The sequence below is a fragment of the Streptomyces acidiscabies genome, from assembly GCF_020010905.1.
Lineage (GTDB): Bacteria > Actinomycetota > Actinomycetes > Streptomycetales > Streptomycetaceae > Streptomyces > Streptomyces acidiscabies.
The window spans coordinates 5,752,810-5,771,552 of sequence record NZ_JAGJBY010000001.1 but is presented as its reverse complement, the minus strand read 5'-3'; the positions used below and the strand labels follow the sequence as shown (position 1 = coordinate 5,771,552).

Here is an 18,743-nt window from a genome sequence, read left to right as displayed (position 1 = left end):
CGGCCCCGGGTACCCGGCACCCGGGGCTCGATGCGTCCCGCTACTCGCGCCGTCCCGCCGTGTCGCGGACGGGGGTGCCGCCCGTGCGGTCGAGGTCCGGTGGCGGGGTGGCCGCGCGGTCGGCGTGGCCCGGCCACCACGCCGCGTGGCCGATGAGGGCCGTCAGGCTGGGGGTGAAGAACATCGCCATGACGAACGCGGCGATCGCGATGCCGAAGGAGACCGCGAAACCCATCTCCGTGAGGAGGGCGTTGCCCGCGAGCATCATCGTCGCGAAGGTCGCGGCGAGGATGAACCCGGCCGCTGCCACGGTCGGTCCGGCGTGGCGCAGGGCCATTCCGGCGGCCTCGCGGGGACTGCGGCCCTCGCGGGCCTCCTCGCGGAGCCGGGCGATCATGAGGATGTTGTAGTCGGTGCCGATGGCGACGACGAACAGATACATGATCACCGGGAGCATGAACATCAGCCCCGAGTGCCCCTGCATGTCCTGGAAGATCCAGACCGTGGCGCCGAGGGTCCCGCCGAAGCCGAGGCCCACCGAGGCGATCAGGTACCAGGGGGCTACGACGCTGCGCAGCAGGAGTCCCAGGATGACCATGATCAGGAGGGCGGCGACGGGGAACACCGTGCGGTAGTCGTGGTTCACGGCCGCCTGGATGTCCTTGTAGATGGACGACATGCCGCCCACCAGGGCCTTCGTGCCCTCGGGCGCCTCGCCGTGGGCGACGGACCGCACCTTGCCGACCGCGTCCAGGGCCTTGTCGGTGGACGCCTCGTACTTGAGGGTGACGGTGAAGTCCGCGGTCGTGCCGTCCGCGTTCGTCTGCGTCATCTTGGCGCTCGCGACCCCGTCGACGGCGCCGAGTTTCTCGGCGTACGACGCGAAGGCCGACTTGTCGAGCGGGCGGCCGTCGGTGCTGGACAGGTAGACGTCGGTCGGGGCGGCGGCGCCCGCCGAGTACGCCTTGCCCATCTCATCCTGGACGACCATCGACTCCTTGGTCTTCGGCATGGACCCCGAGGCCAGGTCGAAGGTCGCCTTGTAGCCGAGCGTGCCGAGCGAGAGCGCGACCAGGACGAGTCCGGAGAGCGCGGCGGTCAGCGCGGGCCTGCGCTGCACGCCCCGGCCGAGCGCGGCGAACCGGGCGTCGGAGGGTTCGTGCTGCCAGGACTTCGAGGGCCAGAAGATGCGCGGCCCGATGAGGGAGACGACCGCCGGGATCAGGGTGAGGCCCGCGATGAGGGTGACGGTGACCGCGATGGCGAGCGCGGGGCCCATCTGCTTGAGGAAGCCCAGCGTGGACAGGGTCAGCGCGAGGAACGCGATGATGACGGCGCCGGCCGCCGAGGCGATGGCCTCGCCGACCCGGGCGACCGCGTTGACCATGGCCTGCTTGGGTTCGTCCCCGGCGCGCAGGCGTTCTCGGTAGCGGAACATCAGGAACAGGAAGTAGTCGGTGCCCACGCCGAACAGCACGACGATGAGGATCGACGAGATCGAGCTGTTCGCCTGGAGGTCGAAGAGCTTCGTGGCGTACGCGATGAGCGCGTTGGCGATCGCGGCGACGATGCCGATCAGGATCAGCGGGAGGATCGCCAGGAGTGGCGCGCGGAAGATGATCAGCAGGGTGACCAGGATGATCACGAACGTGCCGATGCCGATGAGCGCTTCACCGCGCTTGGAGGAGTCCTGCTGGTCGAGGGCCTGCGCCGCTGAGCCGCCCAGTTTGACCTGGAGGTCCGTGCCCCGGGCGAGGGCCTTGACGTCGTCGCGCAGGATCTTCGCCGCGTCCGCCTGTTTCGGCTGGCCGGCGTTCTTGCTGTCCATCTGGACCAGGGTCATCGTGTAGCGGCCGTCCTCGGAGGGCTGGCCCTCGACGACCTTCTGCACCTCGTCGATCTTCTTCGCGCCCAGCTCCCCGGTGATCCGGGTGACGTCCCGCTTGTCGGCGGCGGTCAGTTTGCCGCCGTCGTCGCGCTGGAACAGGGCGATCGCGGCCGGGGTGAAGGCGCTGGGGAACGCCTTCTCCTGAAGGTCCGCAGCCTTGATGGACTCATAACTCTTGGGCAAAAAACTGGACTCGTCACTGCTGGACGGCAGACTCGGGGCCGTCGCGGCGATCGCGACCGCCGCGATCAGCCACGCCACGATCGTCCAGACCGGATGCCGGACGACCGTGTCGCCCATACGTCGGAACATGCGGGATCCCTCCTGATCAGGAAGATCACCACACCTGGGGAGCGGTCCCTGGCATCGGCGACCCGGCCGGCTCCCCGTCGAACCGGCCGAACGGATGTCTCAGCTCTTCATCGTAGGGACGCGGGCCGTTCGGCGCCCCTGATATCACCGCAGTCCCGAAACTTTCGGAACCCTTTCCGAAAGTCGGCCGGAAATGCCTGAACGCCGGTCCAGCAGGCCCATCCCTCTCACTGCCCGACCCGCCCGTCCACCCTTTCCCGCAGCAGATCCGCGTGCCCGCAGTGCCGTGCGTACTCCTCGACCCGGTGGACCATCAGCTCCCGGATCGCGATCCCCCGCTTCCCCGCCCGCTCCCCGAGGTCCGTGAACGCGGCCAACTCCGCGTCGAGCGCGGCCTGTTCGCGTGCCAGGTCGGAGTACGCGGCGTCCACGACCGCCTGGTCGGCCACGGCGCCGTCGAAGTCGGCGTCGCGCGCGCCGTACAGCTTGGGCAGGGGTTCCCCGATCCAGCCCCGCCAGTCGCGCTCCACCTCGGCGAGATGGCGGACCAGGCCGAGCAGGGACATCGTCGACGGGGGGACCGAGCGCTCCGCGAGCTGCTGCGGTGTCAGGCCCTCGCACTTCATCCGCAGGGTGTGGCGGTATGCCGAGAGGTAGTCCAGCAGGGTCGCCAGCTCCCCTTCCGGGCTGTCGCCCTCGCGGGGGTCGTCGTCCGGGTCGACCCACATGTCGGGGTAGACGGTCGCCCGGGTCCATCGTTCGGGAGTGTCGCTCATGCGCGTCATGGTGGCGGGCAACTCCCGGCCGCACCAACGATTTTCGACGGTGCCCGCAGCACAACCTTCGGACCGCTCCGGCTGTCTCACTTCACAAAGCAGGACACCTGACACGTGGGGGAACAAAAGTGTTACGACGCACTGCCATCACGATCACCGCGCTGGCGACCGCAGCGCTCGGCGCCGCGGCGGTGCCCGCCGTCTCGGCGGAGCTGCCCGGGCGAGCGGCCGTCGCCTGTCCGACCGGCTGGGGCAGCCTGGCCAAGAGCAACGGGGCCAGCACGTCAGGTGAGTTCATCACCAACGTCCGCATCGGTACCCACGACTGCTACGACCGTTTCGTGGTCGATGTCCCGGGCGCGACGGCGAGCCAGCTCGGGTACACCGTCAGCTACGTCGACGCCCTCATCCAGGACCCCTCCGGCGACCCGATCCCGGTGACCGGCGGGGCGATCCTCGAAGTCGTCGTGCACGCACCGGCGTACAACCCGGAGACCGGGACGCCGACCTATCCGGGCCCGGCGCCCAAGCCGGTCGGCTACCCGACCTTCCGTGACGCCGTGTTCGCGGGGACCTTCGAAGGACAGTCCCAGTTCGGGCTCGGCATCCGCGCCCGACTGCCCTTCCGTGTCCTCCAGTTGGACGGACGGCTCGTGGTGGACGTCGCGCACTCCTGGTGAACACGGCGAGGCGTGCCCCGCACTCGGGACACGCCTCGCCCGGTCAGCGGTCCTGGGACAGCTCGTACAGCTCGGCCAGCAGGCTCCCTTCCATGGTCACGAGGTCGTCGAAGGTGCCCTGTTCGCGGATGTGTCCCTGGTCGAGGACGAGGACGCGGTCGGCCATGCGGACGTTGTCGAGGCGGTGGGTGACGACGACGGTGATGCGGTCGGGGGCCATGGCGCGCAGCTCCCGGAACACGGTGTGTTCACCGCGCGCGTCCATCTCGCTGGTCGGCTCGTCGAGGACGAGGACTGCGGGTTCGCGGTAGAGGGCGCGGGCGCAGGCCAGGCGCTGCCACTGGCCGCCGGAGAGTTCGTGCCCGCCCCACACCGAGCGGGCGAGCAGGGTGTCGAGCCGGTCGGGCAGGGCGGTCAGCGTCTCGTCCATGCCGACGCGGCGGGCGGCGTCCCAGACCCGGTCGTCGCCGTGTTCGCGGGGCTGGCCGAGGGTGATGTTCTCGCGGGCGGCGAGCGGCCAGTGGCCGTTCTTCTGCGGGACGAGTCCGACGTGCCGCCACACGGACTCGGCGTCGGTGACGGCCAAGTCGGTGTCGTCCCAGAGGACTTGACCCTCGGTGGGGACGGTCAGCCCGGTCAGCATCCGGATCAGCGTCGACTTCCCGGCGCCGTTCTCGCCGACCAGCGCGACGACTTCACCCCGGTTCAGCGTGAGCGTGACCGGTCCGACGGCGGCCGTGTCCTTGCCGGGGTAGGTGTAGGCGGCGCCCTCCAGGCGGATGCTCCGGGGTGCGGCGGCCTGCGTCGTACCGCGTTCCGTCGTCGTGGCGCGGACCTCGTCGACGAAGTCGTGGTAGTCGGAGAGGTAGAGGCCGTGGTGGAACATCACGGTGCTGTACCGGACGATCGAGTTGAGGGCGCGTCCGGCGGTCTGCGAGGCGACAACGGCGGTGCCGGCCAAGGCCGTTGACATCGCCCCGGCGAGCACGAGCCCGGCCAGCGACACCCACATCCCGAGCGTGAACAGCCCGCCCAGCGACGCGGCCAGCACCGTCACCAGCAAGTACGGGCGCGCGCCCGCGAGTTCGCGGCCCTCGACGCGGTCGCACATCGCCCGGTACCAGTAATGCAGGTACGGCCGCATGGTGTTGGCCCGCAGCTCGTCGGCGAGTTCGGCCGTCGTCAGCCACCAGCGCATCATGCCGCGCACGTTGCGGGCGGAGATCGTGCGGTCGTGGACGCGGTAGTCGATGCGCGCGGAGATCACGCCGCCGAGTCCGCGCGGTACGACGGACAGCAGCAGCACGCCGAGCAGCAGCGGGTGCAGGGACGTCAACACCGTGGCGGCGGACAGGAGTTGGACGAACGCGTTGGTGAGGGTCTTGGCGTCGTCGGCGAGGTCGACGGCGCGCAGGGCGCCGATCTCGGCGGCCTGGCTGCGGTCGCGGAAGCCCTCCGTGTCGTACGCGGCGAGTTCGGCGCGCATGTGGAGGTCGACCAGGGTGAGGTCGGCGGCCGAGGCGATCTTGGGGTTGAGGCGTCGGGTGGCCCAGTCGGCGAGGATCCACAGGGCCGCGCCGACCGCCATCGCCGCGACGGCGACGGTCAGCGCGGGCCACGCCTGCGCGAGGCCCTCGCGGGGGTCGCCGGACATGAGGCGGGGCAGGGCCTCGGCGACCGCGCCGAGCATCACGGCCGTACCGATGCCGGACAGGAGCTGGCAGACGGCGATCGTGGTGACCATGCGGCGGTCGACCCGCCAGGCGAGGCGGGCCGTCTGGAGGAGTGCCGTGGGGATGCGGCGGGCCATGTCCCAGAGGGTCGCGTCGTCCATGGCGTGCCGGTGTTTGCGGCCGTTGTAGTCGAGTTCGGGTGGCGCGGACGGCTGCGGGAGTTCGGTGCGGGCTGCGGGGAGCGTCATGCGAACACCCCCGCCACGATCCGGTCCAGGGTACGGCGGCCCCGTGCGGTGAGCGTGGGGTCGTCGTGGGCCAGGCAGCCCACCGCGTCGATGGCCGCGAGGCAGGTCAGGGCCTGTTTCTCCTCGGGCGTGAGGTCGCGGCCATAGCCCTGGAGGAACGCGGCGCGCAGGTCGGGGCGGTCGGTCCAGGTCGTGCAGGCCAGCGGGACGAAGTCCTGTACGGCGGTGGCGAACCGGGAGCGCTCGAAGTCGATCCAGCCGGCCTGGGCGTGCTCCCGGGACCACAGGAGGTTGCGTTCGCGGGCGTCGCCGTGGGTGAAGGCGAGCGGGAGCGGCGGGAGGGTGCGCAGGCGGGCGGCGAGGGCGCGGACGAGGGTGCGTTCGGGCGTCGTGAGTCCGGCGCGGGGCAGGTGGTTGCCGGCTCCGTCGGCGGCGGCGCGCAGCGCCTGGGCGGCTTCCTTGCGGCGGGGGCCCGAGAGGTCGCCGGCCCGGTGCAGGCGGGCGAGGAGGACTCCGCCGTACCGGTGGGCGCGGGCCTCGTCGGCGGGGGTGAGCGTCTGCTGCTTGAGGGGGCGGCCGGGGACCGCCGTCAGGAGCAGGGCGAGGTGGTGGGCGTCGGAGGCGCGCAGCGTCGGTGCGTGGCCCGCGCCGAGGGCGGGGGCGGCGTGGCGCAGGGCGAGGGTCTCGCGCTCGTACATCAGGGGGCGCGGGGAGATCTTCAGGTAGTAGCGGGCCCCGTCGGGCAGGGTCAGTTTCCAGACGCGGGAGTCCTCCCTGGGATGGGAGGTGTCGGTCACGGCGAGGCGGGCGCCGAGTGTGGCGGTCGCCCAGGCGAGGACGGCGGGTGCGAGCGCGGTCATGCTCCCCACCTCGATGACGGTCGTGACGCGGACGAGAACAGGGCGCGGCGGACGTCGACGGGGCGGCGGAATCCGGTGGCGCGGACGGCCTGGGCGGGGGGATTTTCGAACGCGGGCCGATGGGCGGTGAGCAGGCGGACGGGATGCATGGCTTCTCCTCGGTGAGGGGATCGGACGGATCACCCGCACAACTCCCCTGCTCACAGCGGCGATACGGGTGAGGCCGGGCGACGTGTCGAGCGCAAGTTCGACCGCGCCCGGTTCGGTCAGGCGCCGCCGGACCGGTGGGCCGTTCGATTCACCCGTGGAGGGGACGGGTCCGCGGACGTCGCCCGAACGGGGGATTGCGCGACCGCGCCGACAGTAAAGGGATCGTCTGCGCGAAGGGTTGACGGGGTGTCGTAGCAGCGGGAGTCTGTTCCGCATCGTGGTGGCTGTTTCGCGATGTGATGACTTCGGGTGGCCGGTGGCGTCCGGCCGGGAGAGGACGGCACATGCCGGGAACGACGGCGGAAGAGCGTGCTCTGCGAAAACGGGACGGGGAGGCGAGCGGCACCGACCCGGTCGTGTTCGGGGTCGCGGCGGCCGTCACGCTCGCGTTCGTCCTGGTGGGTGCCGTGTCCACCGACACCCTGGAGCGGGTGTCGGGCGATCTGCTCACCGGGCTGATCGACAAGGCGGGCTGGGCGTTCGTCCTCACCGCCTCGGGGTTCGTGGTGTTCGCGCTGTGGCTGGCGGCGAGCCGGTACGGCCGGATCACGCTGGGCGCGGAGAACGAGGCGCCGGAGTTCAGGACCGTCTCCTGGATCGCGATGATGTTCAGCGCCGGTATGGGCATCGGCCTGATGTTCTACGGCGTCAGCGAGCCCCTGTCCCACTTCGCGTCCCCGCCGCCGGGCACCTCCCCCACCAGTGACGCGCAGTCCGTCGAGACCGCGATGGCCACGACCCTGTTCCACTGGACGCTGCACCCCTGGGCGATCTACGCCGTTGTCGGGCTCGCGATCGCCTACAGCACGTTCCGGCGCGGGCGGCGTCAGCTCATCAGCGCCGTCTTCACCCCGCTGGTCGGCAGGCGGCGCGCCGAGGGCTGGGTCGGGAAGGTCATCGACGTCCTCGCCATCTTCGCGACCCTCTTCGGGTCGGCGGCCTCGCTGGGCCTGGGCGCGCTCCAGATCCGCAGCGGGATCACGGAGCTGGGCTGGATGGACAGCGTCGGGACCGGGCTCCTCGTCGCGGTGATCGCCGTGCTGACCGTCGCGTTCGTCGCGTCGGCGGTGTCGGGCGTCGCGCGGGGCATCCAGTGGCTGTCCAACATCAACATGGTGCTGGCCCTCGCGCTCGCGCTGTTCGTGTTCGTCGCCGGTCCCACGGTCTTCGTCCTGGACCTGCTGCCGACCTCGATCGGCTCCTACCTCGGCGATCTCCCGCAGATGGCGGGCCGTACGCAGGCGTCCAGCGGCGAGGGCGTCTCCGACTGGCTGTCCGGGTGGACGATCTTCTACTGGGCGTGGTGGATCTCGTGGGCGCCCTTCGTGGGCATGTTCATCGCCCGGATCAGCCGGGGACGGACGATCCGTCAGTTCGTGGGCGGCGTCATCCTCGTCCCCAGTACGGTCAGCCTCCTGTGGTTCGCGGTCTTCGGCGGGTCGGCGATGCGGCTGCGCGAACAGGGTCGGCTGGCCGACGCGACGACCCCGGAGAGCCGCCTGTTCGGGATGCTCCAGGAGTACCCGGCGGCGACCCTCTCCAGCATCGTCGTCCTGGTCCTCGTCGGCATCTTCTTCGTCTCCGGCGCCGACGCCGCGTCCATCGTCATGGGCACGCTCTCGCAACGGGGTTCACTGGAGCCGAGCCGTACGGTGGTCGTCTTCTGGGGCGTCCTGACCGGCGCGGTCGCCGCCGTGATGCTGCTGGTCGGCGGGGGCGGCGGCGACGCGCTGACGGGCCTCCAGAACCTGACGATCCTGGCGGCGGCCCCCTTCACCGTCGTCATGGTCGGCCTCTGCGTCGCCCTCACCCGCGACCTGCGCCACGACCCGCTCATCGTCCGGGGCCAGCGGGGCGAGGAGGCCATCGAGACCGCCGTCATCGCCGGACACGAGCAGTACGACGGCGAGTTCGAGCTGCGCATCGGGCCGACGTCGCCTTCCTGAGGCGGTCAGACCCGCAGCGGGGCGCGGACCTCGTCGCCCGTCCGCGAGCAATAGGTATGTTGACATAGGTGTCTCGTCATACATAACCTCGCCGGGTGTCCGGGATCAGTGGGGCTCAGGCGAGTTCCAGCAGTGTCGACCGTGTGGCCGAGGGCCTCGCGGTGTGTCTGCCTGTGCTGAATCGGGCCGTGAAGCGGCATCTTGACGGGGCGTTGCCGTTTCCCAAGCCGCCGGAGCGGCAGTTGGCGTTGTTGCACTATGTCGCCGAGAACGACGGGGCGACCGTGCAGAGCGCGGCGGACGCGTTGCGGATGATGCCGAACAACGTCAGTGCTCTGGTCACGCGGCTCACCGCGGCGGGGGCGCTGGAGCGGTGGCAGGACGAGGGCGACAAGCGGGTGGCGCATCTGCGGGTGACCGCCGAGGCGCGGCAGCGGATCGGTGAGGTCGACAGCCTGGTCACGCAGCGGATCTCGGCCGCGCTGCAGACCCTCACCGAGGGCGATCTGGGCGCTCTCGGCTCGGCGCTCGGCGCTCTGGTGGCTCTCACCGACGCCCTGCGCGACGACTGAATCCCCTCTCTCTTCCCTTTCTTCCGCGCGCCGCTCAAGCGCGCCGGTACGTCCTGAGGACTTCTCACCCATGCCTGTCACCGCTGTCTCCACAGCGCCCGCACCCACGTCCACCGCGCCTCCCCGCGATCTGCGGGCCAACCCGTGGCTGACCCTGGTCGCCGTCGCGTTCGGCCTGTTCATGGTCGGCCTCGACGGGTCCGTCGTGTCGATCGCCAACGCGGAGATCGCCCGCGATCTCAAGGCGAGCACCGCCGAGTTGCAGTGGGTCACCAACTCCTACCTCCTCGCCCTCGCCGCGGCCCTCATCCTCGGCGGCAAGCTCGGTGACCGCCTCGGGCGCCGCACGCTCTACCTCGTCGGGGTCGCCGGGTTCACGGTCGCGTCCGTGGCGATCGGGCTCGCCGGGTCGATCGAGGGGGTCATCGCCTTCCGTGCCGTCCAGGGGCTGTTCGGGGCGATGCTGATGCCGAACACGCTCGCGTTGCTGCGGGCCGTGTTCCCGCCGAGGAAGTTCGGGATGGCCGTCGGGATCTGGGCGATGATCTCGTCCGTGTCGACGGCGCTCGGGCCGATCGTCGGCGGGCTGCTCGTCGAGCACGTCAACTGGGAGTCCGTCTTCTACATCAACGCGCCCATCGGTGTCATCGCCCTCGTCTTCGGCCTGGCCGTGCTCCCGCAGTCCCGCAACGAGGCGGCTGCGGGCGAGAAGTTCGACGTCCCCGGGGTCGTCCTGCTCGCGGGCGGACTGCTCGCCGTGGTGTTCGGCGTCGTCAAGGGCGAGACGTGGGGCTGGACCTCGGGCGGCACGCTCGGCGCGATCGGCGGCGGGATCGCCGTACTCGTCCTCTTCGGCTGGTACGAGACACGGGTCGCCCATCCCCTGCTGCCGATGCGGCTGTTCCGGAGCCCGGCGCTGACCGTCGGGGCGTTCGTCACCGCGCTCAACTTCTTCATCCTGCTCGGCGTGATCTTCTTCGTGATGCTGTACCTCCAGAACGTGCGCGGGTTCACGCCCGTCGAGTCGGGGGTACGGACGCTGCCGCTGAGCCTCGCGTCGATGCTGGCGTCGCCGCTGGGCGCGAAGCTCACGGAGCGGTTCGGGGCGCGCGTCACGATGCCGCTCGGGATGGTCCTCCAGGGCGGGGCCGCGTTCACGATGCTCACGTGGAGCGCGGACTCGTCGTACGCCACGATGTGGCCGCCGTTCGTCGCGCTCGGGCTCGGTGTCGGCATGGTGATGTCCGCGTCGTCGGACGCGATCGTCGGCAACGCGCCCGTGCGGGACGGGGGTGTCGCGGGTGGGTTGCAGGCGACGTCCTTGCAGGTCGGCGGGGCGCTCGGGACGTCCGTCCTGGTGTCGATCATCAGCAGCAGGGTCGGTTCCACCCTGACCGGCAAGCTGACCGACGCGGGCGTACCGCACTCCGTCGCCGAGAGGCTAGGGGAGGCGAAGGACGCGGTCGCGATGGGGGTGGCGCCGGTGTCGGAGTCGATGCCGGGGACACTGCGGAGTGCTGTCGTCGAGGGGAGTCATGAGGCGTTCATGGCGGGGGTGCATACGGCGGCCGTGGTGACCGGGGTGCTGGCGTTGGTGGGGGCGGGGTTGGCTGTGGTGGGGTTGCGGGGGCGGGGGGCTGTGCGGGAGCTGGAGTTGGTGGCGTCGTCGGGTGAAGGGGAGGCGGTGGCTGGAGCAGCGGACCTGAAGGCAACACACGGGCTTACCGTCTCCGGCCACATCCACGGCACCGAGTCCACCCCCCTCCCCCACGCCCCCGTCACCCTCATCTCGCTCGGCGGACGCCAGCTCGACCGCGTCGTCTCCCGTGCCGACGGGTCGTACGCCGTGGACGCGCCCGGCGCCGGGAGTTACGTCCTCGTCGCCTCCGCCGAGGGGTACCGGCCCCAGGCCGCGACCGTCACCGTCGGCGGGGAGCCGATGGTGTACGACGTGCTGCTCGCCGGGACCAGCGGGCTGGCCGGGACGGTCCGTGTGGTGGATGGACAGGCGCCGGTGGAGGGCGCGTTGGTCGTCACCGCCGATGTGCGCGGAGAGGTGATCGCGAGCGGCGTGACCGGGGCCGACGGTGGGTTCGGGTTCGCCGGTCTCGTGCCGGGGCCGGTGACCGTCGCGGTGAGCGCGGACGGGTTCCGGCCGGTCGCGCTGCCCGTCGAGATCGCGGTGCGCGGGGTGACGCGGGCCGAGGTCGAGCTGGCGCCGGGGGCGCGGGTGCAGGGCGCGGTGACCGCGTCGGGGCGGCCGGTGAACGCCGCTCGGGTGACCCTCGTCGACGCGGCCGGGAACGTCGTCGCGTCCGCCGTCACCGGCGCGGACGGCGGGTACGCGTTCACGGACCTCGACGGCGGCGACTACACGGTGACCGCGGCCGGGTATCCGCCGCAGGTCAGCCAGGTCACCGTGGGCGGGGCCGGGGTCGACGGGCACGACATCGAGCTGGCGTACCCCGGGGAGTGAGACGCGCCGGGGCGGGCTGCGGAGTTCCGGCCGCCGCCCGCCCCGGTGTCAGACGCCCTCCGGCGCCGCATAACAATGCACAGTCACCATCTGCTCCGCACTCCACCTCTGCTCCACCGTCGCCAACAACTTCCACCCCAACCGTTCGTACAACGCCGCCGCAGCCATATCCGTCGCCACGACATCGAGCACCGGATGAAGCCCACGGCGCCGAGCCTCCGCAACCGCCCGCTCCATGAGCCGCACACCGAAACCGTGCCCACGCGCCTCGGGAGCGACGAAGAGGCGGCTGACGACGGCCGTCGTGTCCGGATCGCCCCACAGACCGGGAGCCACGTCCCCCTCGCCGCCGATGTTGAGGGCGATGTGCCCGACGATCCGCCCGTCCAGTACGGCGACCCACGCGCCCAGCCCCGACGCCTGGGCCAGCCAACCCCCGGGATTCTCGGGCCAGTTGACGGGATAGCCATCGCGCCGGTGGACGTCCGCGAGAGCCTCGACGCAGGCGGCGACATCGTCGTCCGTGCGGGGCCTGACCGTGTTCTCCGTGTTCACCGCCGTATCGAAGCACAGGCTCCGCGGCGGCTCTACCGCCTTTCCGGGAAGTCCAGCCCCTCCGGGAGCACGCCGCCCGCCGGGCCCCGTACGGCGGAGTCGGCCAGTTCGCGGATGCGGCTCGCGGGGGCGGTGACGCCGGGTGTCTCCTGCATCCAGCCGAACCATTCCACCGGGGACAGCCCCTCCGGCGCCTCGCCGACGTACGGCTTGACGTAGACCGGCGTCTCCGGCTCGACGCGCCAGCTCTCCGCGAGCGTGCCGACGTCGACGGCGTCCCAGCCGAGGACGTCGAGGAGGTCGGTGACCTCCTTCTTGGCGCCCGGGTCGTCCCCGGCGATGGGCAGCGCGCTGCGGTCGGGGGCGCCGGAGGGGCGGGCGAGGGTGGCGAGCTGGTGGGCGCCGATGTTGTTGAACACCTTGACCACGCGGGAGCCGGCGAGCTGCCGTTGGACGAGGTCGCTGCTGGTGAGGTCGTTCGCGTCCAGCTCGGGCAGACGGCCGTCGCGGGCGGGGTAGTAGTTGAGGGTGTCGAGGACCGTCTTGTCGGCGAGGGCGTCGACGGGGAGCTTGTCGTACGCGTACAGGGGGACGGTCGCGACGACGAGGTCACCGGCGCGGGCGGCTTCCGCCGGGGTGGCGGCGCGGGCCTTCTCGCCGAGGTCGGTGACGAGATCCGCGAGGGTCTCGGGGCCCCGGGAGTTGCTGAGGACGACGTCCCAGCCGGCGGCAATCGCCAGGCGGGCGACGGCTGTTCCGATGTTTCCGCTGCCGATGAGTCCGAGGGTGCGGGGCATGGCGTACTCCGTTCGAAGTGGGCCCGGACGGATATCCGGAGGCACCATCCACTTCCTATCACGTCAAACGGAGACTGTGTCCGCTTGGCGTGATGATTGACTGGTTCGAGCCGCTCTACAGGAACAGGAACGCGATGGACACCACCCCGACGACGTGCCGCAAGCCCCGCGCCGACGCCGCGCGCAACCGGGCCCGGATCCTCGACACGGCGCTGCGCCACTTCGCGGAGTGCGGCGCCGGGACCTCGCTGGAGGCCATCGCGAGGGACGCCGGGGTCGGCCCGGCCACGCTCTACCGCCACTTCCCGACCCGGGAGGCGCTGCTCGCGGCGGCGCTGGAGGCCCCGGCGGCCGAACTCCTCGCCGGACGCGAGGAGTTGCGGGCCGTGGAGGATGCGGACGAAGGGCTGCGGCGATGGCTGCTGACGCTGGAGAAGTACTTCAGCACCTTCACGGGGCTGCCCGCGCCGGTCCTCGCCGCCCTGACCCACGACGACTCGCCGCTCTCCGTCTCCTGCCAGGAACTCCTCGCCGTCACCGACGAGTTCCTCGCCGCCGCACGGGAACGCGGCACGGCGCGCCCGACCGTCCAGGGCCGCGATCTCTTCCTCGCCGCGCTGTTCCTCGCCTGGACCGAGGGCGCGCCCATCGACGGCGACGCGCTGCCGACCCTGCGGCAGCTCATCGAGACCGGTTACAGCACGCGGTGACCTACTGGTGGTCCGCCCACACGTAGCTCTCGGGCAGCAGGTCCGCGATGGGCAGCGCCCGGTCCCCGACGATCACCTCGATGCCGGGGAAGTAGTCGAGGAGGACCTGACGGCAGCGCCCGCACGGCGGGACGACGCCCCGGTCCCGGTCGCCGACGGCGACGATCGTCTTCAGGTCGTAGACGCCCTGGGCCGCGGCCGTCCCGATGAGGACGAGTTCGGCGCAGGGGCCGCCGGTGAAGTGGTAGGCGTTCAGGGCGGTGACGATCCGGCCGTCGGCGGCGCGGCCGGCCGCCGCCATCGTGTGGTTGTCGCCCTGGCAGCGGGTGCGGGCGAGCTGGGCGGCGGCTTCGACTAGTTCATGATCCACGCGGGCCACGATCACCGCTGGGGCGGGTACGCGCAAGCGGTTTACGTCGCGGGCGGTCCCTTAGTTTTGCCTGGTGACTCTCCTATCGCCTCGTCGTCTTGTCCCTCGGTCCTATCAACCGCTGTTCACTCACCGCGAGTTCAGGCGGCTGCTGCCCGCGCTGGCCGTCTCCGATCTCGGGGACGGGATGAGTGTCGTCGCGGTGGCGTGGCTGGGGGTGCTGATCGCGCCCGAGGGGCAGGCCGGGTTCGTGGTGGGGGCGGCCGTCGCGGCGTACGCGCTGCCGGGGGCCGTGGGGGCGCTGGTGTTCGGGCGGTGGCTGCGGCGGATGGCGCCCAAGAGGCTGCTCGTGGTGGACAGTTGGCTGCGGGCGCTGCTGCTCGGGTGCGTGCCGGTGGCCTGGGCGGCGGGGGTGCTGCATCCCGTGCTGTACGTCGCGCTGCTCGCGGGGTCCTCCGTGCTGCACGCGTGGGGCGGGGCCGGGAAGTACTCCCTCGTCCCCCAGCTGCTCCCGCCCGAACGGCGGCTCGCCGCCAACGCGTTGCTCAGCGCCAGCATCTCCGCCTCCACCATCCTCGGGCCCGCGCTCGCCGGGCTCCTGGTGACGTGGGTGGGGCCCGCGTGGCTGATCGGGGTCGACGCGCTGTCGTTCGCCGTGCTCGCTTTCCAGGTGGGGCGGCTGCGTGAGGGGGGCGGGGTGACCGACGCTCCCGTCGACTCGGGGCGCGCGGTGGACGGGCTGCGGTTGCTGCGGCGACAGCCCGAGCTGCTCGGCGTGCTGGCGCTGACCTGGCTGTTCAACTTTCTGTACGGGCCCGTCGAGGTCGCCCTCCCCCTGCACGTCACCGACGATCTCGGCGCCGGGGCCGGGCTGCTCGGCCTCTACTGGATGCTCTTCGGGGTGGGTGCCGTGCTGGGGGCGCTCGGCGCGGGGGCCCTGCGGAGGCTTCCGCTGTGGCCGGTGACCGTCGGGATCGTCGTGGGGTGGGGCGTGATGCTCGTACCGTTCGGCCTGGGGGCACCCACCGCCGTGACGCTGGCCTGCTTCGGGGTGGGCGGCGTCATCTACGGGCCGTTCACCGCACTGTCGTTCACCCTGTTCCAGGAACGGACACCGGCGGCCTGGCTGACGACGGTGCTCGCGGCCCGCATGGCGGCGCTGCTCACGGCGGCGCCGGTGGGGGCGGCACTGGGCGGACCGTTGACCGCGGCGCTGGGGGCTCGGGGGGTGCTGGGGGTTTCCGGGGTGGTGACGGTGGGGCTCGGGGTGGTCGCGGCGGGGGTGTGGTGGTGGAGCGGGCGGTTGAAGGGGCGTGAGGTGTCAGAGGTCGGTTGAGGCGCGTCTTCTCTTCACCGCACCGCCCCCTCTTCAGCGTCGGCCGCCGAACTCCCAGTCGTGCACCTCCGTCTCCGCGTGTCCCCCGAGCACCCGGCGTGCCGCTTCCGCGTCGGGGGCGCGCAGCAGGGCCGCCGTACCGAGCCAGGCCGTACCGTCGTCCGACAGGAGGGGGCCGAAGGCGATCAGGTCGTCGGTGTCCGGGGGTACGGCGAGGTCCGTGCCGGGGTCGGGGGCGAGGCCGATCACCAGGTAGCGGTTGCCGCCGGTCCGGCCGCCGGGGAAGTCCCACATCGTCCGGCCGAGCAGGTTGCGCCAGCGCCGCAGGAGGACGTCCCGGTAGGCCCCGGCCTGGTAGTTGGGCTCGTCGAAGGCGAACGCCCGGGCCGCCGCCGGGTCGGGGAGGTCGACGATGTGGACGCTGCCGGTGAGGGTCTCGCCGTCGGCGGCGAAGGTGGGGCCACGGGCGATGAGTTCGGCGGTGTAGCCGTCCATGTAGGACCAGTGGGCTTCGGCGAGTCGGCGGCGCAGGGGGAGGGAGCCGGTCCGGTCGCGGTGGTAGCAGAAGAACTCCATGGACGGTGATCATGGCCGGGGCGGGGGCGGTGGTTCAAGCGGCTTCTTCCAGGGGGTGCGGGCGGGCGCTCGGCAACGATGTCACCCGGCGGGCGACTCCGTGGCCTGCGTGTCGTCCCGGTGCGGCTGCGACCGCTCCCCGAGCGCCAGCAGGTCCGGCAGTTCGGAGCGGCGGCGGGCCGACAGTTTGCGGTAGACGCGGGTCAGATGCTGTTCGACGGTGCTCACCGTGATGTACAGCTGGGTGGCGATCTGCCGGTTCGAGCGGCCCTCCGCAGCCAGCGACGCCACCCGCCGTTCGGCCTCCGTGAGGGACTCGGGCGCAGCCGGGGCCTCGTTCCTCCCGGGACACGGCACGGCCGGCGCGGGCTCCTCGTCGAGCGGGACCGTGAGCGGCTGTATCCAGTACGGGACCCCGCCCTCGGTGGCCGGCTCCAGCGCCTTGTCCCCGTGTTCGCGCGTGGCCTTGATGCGGCCCTGTGCCAGGTCCTCCTGTCCGAGCCGGGCGAGCAGGGTCCGTTCGGCCTCCTCCAGGTGCGTCCGGCGCCGTTGCGGGCCGTCGACCGAGGCCAGGACCAGCAGGGCCCGGCTCCGGTGGTTCGCCGAGCGGCCTTCGTGCACGAGTTCCTCGACGGCCGTACGGCGGGCCCGGTCCGTGTCGCCGAGGGCGAGGTACGCCTCCGCCGCGCTGACGCGCCAGCCCACCGTGTCCGGCCGTCCGTCGACGGCGCAGGCCAGGAAGTCCTGGAGGGCGGCGTGCGGGCGGCCGATCGACATCAGGTAGCCGCCTCGTGCGATCCGGTACAGCGGACCGCACGAGAACTCCCACATCTCCTCGGGTACCGGGCGCTCCAGGTACCGGGCCGCCTGGTCCAGGTCGCCCATGAGGGTGTGCGCGGCGATCAGGGCCGCCAGGGGCAGGCCGATGGTGACTCCCCAGCCGTGGTCGGGCAGCAGCTCAAGGGCGGAGGCCGCGTACGCCGCGGCCCCCGGCGCGTCTCCCAGGTGCCACCGGATGCGGGCGTGCAGTGCCTCCAGGGACGCCTGGCGGACGAGGAACGCGCCGGCGGGCAGCGTCTCGCGCAGTTCCTGGCAGAGCCGGTCGGCGGGGGCCAGTTCACCGCGGTCGATCAGCTCCAGCAGGGACACGAAGTCGAGTCCCCAGAACCGGCGCGTGTCGGCGCCGGCGGGCAGCGGGCAGCCGGTGCCGTTCCCGTCCCCCGGAACGGCGGCGTCGCGCTGGTCGTGGGCGTAGGAGCGTACGGCGGGGATGTCGAGCAGTCCCGGCCACAGGGAGCCCGCCAGCGTGACGAAGCCCCACGCGTCGTCGTGCCCTTCGCCGACCTGGCAGGACTCGATCAGCCGGATCATCAGCTCCCTGCCCTGGTCCCGGTTGCCGAACCAGAGGAACCAGAAGGCGAGGACCCTCAGCGCGCTGTAGTCGGCGTGCCCGGCACGCACCGCGGCCAGCAGTTGGTCCACCTCCGCCTGCGCCGCGCAGGGGTTGCGGCAGCACAGGGTCATGACGAGCCCGGTGAGGATCCTGGTGCGCTGGCGTCCGTCGAGGTCCGCGCGCTCCGCGAGGCGCAGGCAGGCGAGCGCCCGGTCCCACTGGCCGACCGTCAGGTACTGCTGCCAGGCGTGCCACAGCACCCGCACCTGCGCCGCGTCGGGCGGCTCGTCGGCGGCCAGCAGGTGGCGGGCGACGACGACGGCGGGCGCGCCTTCCACGAACAGCAGCGCGGCGGCCTGCTTGTGCAGGGCCGGCAGCCGTGCGCCGAGCGCGCCCAGCACGGCCTTGGGTACGTCCGGGTGCCGGAATCCTCCGCCCTCCAGGAGGCCCGCGCGGTTGAGTTCGGCGAGCCGGTGCTCGACGTCCTTGAGGGGCTGTCCGAGCAGCCGGGCGGCTCGTGGGGGTGTCGCGTCGTCGCCGAGCACGGCGAGGGCCTCGACGGCCTCGGCGAGGGCGGGGTGGCGGGCCAGCAGGGCGAGGTAGGCCGTCCGGAAGGACTCCCCGATGCGGACCGGTGTGCCGGGGCCGGGCTCGCCGGCACGGAGCAGGTCGTGCAGCAGGGCGGTGACGAGGCAGAGGTTGCCGCCGCCGGCCCGGTGGACGGGGGCGGCGAGCCCTGCGGCGGTCCGCAGCGGGAGCCGGCGCTCCAGCAGCATCCGTACGGCGTCCTCGCCGAGGGGGTTGATCTCGGCCAGCCGGGCTCCGGGGAGGGCGAGGAACTCCAGGGGGCCGCCGTCGGGGGCGCGGCAGGCCCGGGGGAACGCCAGGACCATGGCGACGGGGTGGGAGTACAGGCGGCGGGCGAGATAGAGGAGGCAGGACCGGGACTGCGGGTCCAGGTGGTGGGCGTCGTCGACGGCGATGACGATCCGGCCGCGTTCGGCCTGTTCGGTCAGCGCGGAGGTGAGGGTGCGCAGCAGCCCGGCGGGGGCCGGTGCCGCGCGGTCGACGAGCCGGCGTAAGGCCGACCGGACGCCCTCGGGGATTCCGGGGACGTGGCCGAATTGTTCGACGGCGGAAAAGGGCAGTTCATGTTCGTCGGGGAATCCCGTGGCGGACAAGCAAAGCGAACCGGACGCCGTGGCGCGCTTTTTCATTTCCTCCAGAAGGGACGTCTTTCCTGTTCCCGGGCCTCCTTGTAAGACAAGGAGGCCACTGCCCATTTCGATCTGTCGGGCGCAGCTTTCCATCTGCATGAAGATCATCATCGGTCCGGACCAGGCGGGACGCCAGACCATTTTTCTG

General features: G+C 71.9%; 15 protein-coding genes and 1 pseudogene. 7 read left to right on the top strand and 9 right to left on the bottom strand.

Going from position 1 to position 18,743, the window contains the following annotated elements:
* Positions 1-40: 40 nt before the first annotated feature.
* Positions 41-2,200 (bottom strand): MMPL family transporter, encoded by a 2,160-nt coding sequence (locus J8M50_RS26340; protein WP_029184329.1) that lies wholly within the window; start codon positions 2,198-2,200, stop codon positions 41-43.
* A gap of 227 nt (positions 2,201-2,427) precedes the next feature.
* Positions 2,428-2,985, bottom strand: coding sequence for a DinB family protein (locus J8M50_RS26335; RefSeq protein ID WP_010357400.1), 558 nt, complete (start codon positions 2,983-2,985; stop codon positions 2,428-2,430).
* Between the two features lie 119 nt (positions 2,986-3,104).
* Here J8M50_RS26335 and J8M50_RS26330 point away from each other — a divergent pair, with 119 nt between their 5' ends.
* Positions 3,105-3,656: an AMIN-like domain-containing (lipo)protein gene (locus J8M50_RS26330; RefSeq protein ID WP_010357399.1), complete on the top strand. Its 552-nt coding sequence runs from the start codon at positions 3,105-3,107 to the stop codon at positions 3,654-3,656.
* A 43-nt stretch (positions 3,657-3,699) separates the two neighbouring features.
* Here J8M50_RS26330 and J8M50_RS26325 read toward each other — a convergent pair whose 3' ends face one another.
* Both J8M50_RS26325 and J8M50_RS26320 read right to left on the bottom strand, forming a co-directional pair.
* Positions 3,700-5,577, bottom strand: a complete 1,878-nt coding sequence (locus J8M50_RS26325) for an ATP-binding cassette domain-containing protein (protein ID WP_010357398.1) — start codon at positions 5,575-5,577, stop codon at positions 3,700-3,702.
* Positions 5,574-6,437, bottom strand: coding sequence for a phosphotransferase enzyme family protein (locus J8M50_RS26320; protein ID WP_010357397.1), 864 nt, complete (start codon positions 6,435-6,437; stop codon positions 5,574-5,576). Before J8M50_RS26320 ends, J8M50_RS26325 begins: the two co-directional genes overlap by 4 nt.
* A 494-nt stretch (positions 6,438-6,931) precedes the next feature.
* Between J8M50_RS26320 and J8M50_RS26315 the strand changes: the two genes are divergently transcribed.
* The 4 genes and pseudogenes from J8M50_RS26315 (at position 6,932) to J8M50_RS26300 (ending at position 11,641) form a co-directional block, all read left to right on the top strand.
* Positions 6,932-8,593, top strand: a complete 1,662-nt coding sequence (locus J8M50_RS26315) for a BCCT family transporter (protein ID WP_010357396.1) — start codon at positions 6,932-6,934, stop codon at positions 8,591-8,593.
* A 95-nt stretch (positions 8,594-8,688) separates the two neighbouring features.
* On the top strand, positions 8,689-9,165 hold the full coding sequence (locus J8M50_RS26310) for a MarR family winged helix-turn-helix transcriptional regulator (RefSeq protein WP_223786273.1): 477 nt from the start codon (positions 8,689-8,691) through the stop codon (positions 9,163-9,165).
* 70 nt (positions 9,166-9,235) lie between these two features.
* Positions 9,236-10,792: pseudogene (locus J8M50_RS26305) on the top strand (MFS transporter); the annotation flags it as partial.
* Positions 10,778-11,641: an MSCRAMM family protein gene (locus J8M50_RS26300; RefSeq protein WP_223786334.1), complete on the top strand. Its 864-nt coding sequence runs from the start codon at positions 10,778-10,780 to the stop codon at positions 11,639-11,641. The pseudogene J8M50_RS26305 and the gene J8M50_RS26300, both read left to right, overlap by 15 nt.
* A 48-nt stretch (positions 11,642-11,689) precedes the next feature.
* Here the strand turns inward: J8M50_RS26300 and J8M50_RS26295 are convergent, their stop codons facing one another.
* Entirely contained in the window at positions 11,690-12,196 is a 507-nt protein-coding gene (locus J8M50_RS26295; RefSeq protein ID WP_010357393.1) for a GNAT family N-acetyltransferase, read from the bottom strand.
* Positions 12,197-12,228: 32 nt separating this feature from the next.
* Complete coding sequence (locus J8M50_RS26290) at positions 12,229-12,993, bottom strand: NADPH-dependent F420 reductase (RefSeq protein ID WP_010357392.1); 765 nt, start codon at positions 12,991-12,993, stop codon at positions 12,229-12,231.
* A gap of 134 nt (positions 12,994-13,127) precedes the next feature.
* On the opposite strand from J8M50_RS26290, the gene J8M50_RS26285 reads away from it, so the two are divergent.
* Positions 13,128-13,703 carry a TetR/AcrR family transcriptional regulator gene (locus J8M50_RS26285; protein WP_029184325.1) on the top strand — a complete coding sequence of 192 codons (576 nt, stop codon included), beginning with the start codon at positions 13,128-13,130 and terminating at the stop codon, positions 13,701-13,703.
* 1 nt (position 13,704) lies between these two features.
* Here J8M50_RS26285 and J8M50_RS26280 read toward each other — a convergent pair whose 3' ends face one another.
* The gene (locus J8M50_RS26280) at positions 13,705-14,073 is read right to left on the bottom strand and encodes a cytidine deaminase family protein (protein ID WP_010357390.1); all 369 of its coding nucleotides are present in this window, start codon (positions 14,071-14,073) and stop codon (positions 13,705-13,707) included.
* A gap of 73 nt (positions 14,074-14,146) precedes the next feature.
* Between J8M50_RS26280 and J8M50_RS26275 the strand changes: the two genes are divergently transcribed.
* Entirely contained in the window at positions 14,147-15,409 is a 1,263-nt protein-coding gene (locus tag J8M50_RS26275) for an MFS transporter (RefSeq protein WP_040837682.1), read from the top strand.
* Positions 15,410-15,442: 33 nt separating this feature from the next.
* Here J8M50_RS26275 and J8M50_RS26270 read toward each other — a convergent pair whose 3' ends face one another.
* On the bottom strand, positions 15,443-15,985 hold the full coding sequence (locus tag J8M50_RS26270) for a YciI family protein (protein ID WP_010357388.1): 543 nt from the start codon (positions 15,983-15,985) through the stop codon (positions 15,443-15,445).
* Positions 15,986-16,066: 81 nt separating this feature from the next.
* The gene (locus tag J8M50_RS26265) at positions 16,067-18,688 is read right to left on the bottom strand and encodes a helix-turn-helix transcriptional regulator (RefSeq protein WP_223786333.1); all 2,622 of its coding nucleotides are present in this window, start codon (positions 18,686-18,688) and stop codon (positions 16,067-16,069) included.
* Between the last annotated feature and the right edge of the window lie 55 nt (positions 18,689-18,743).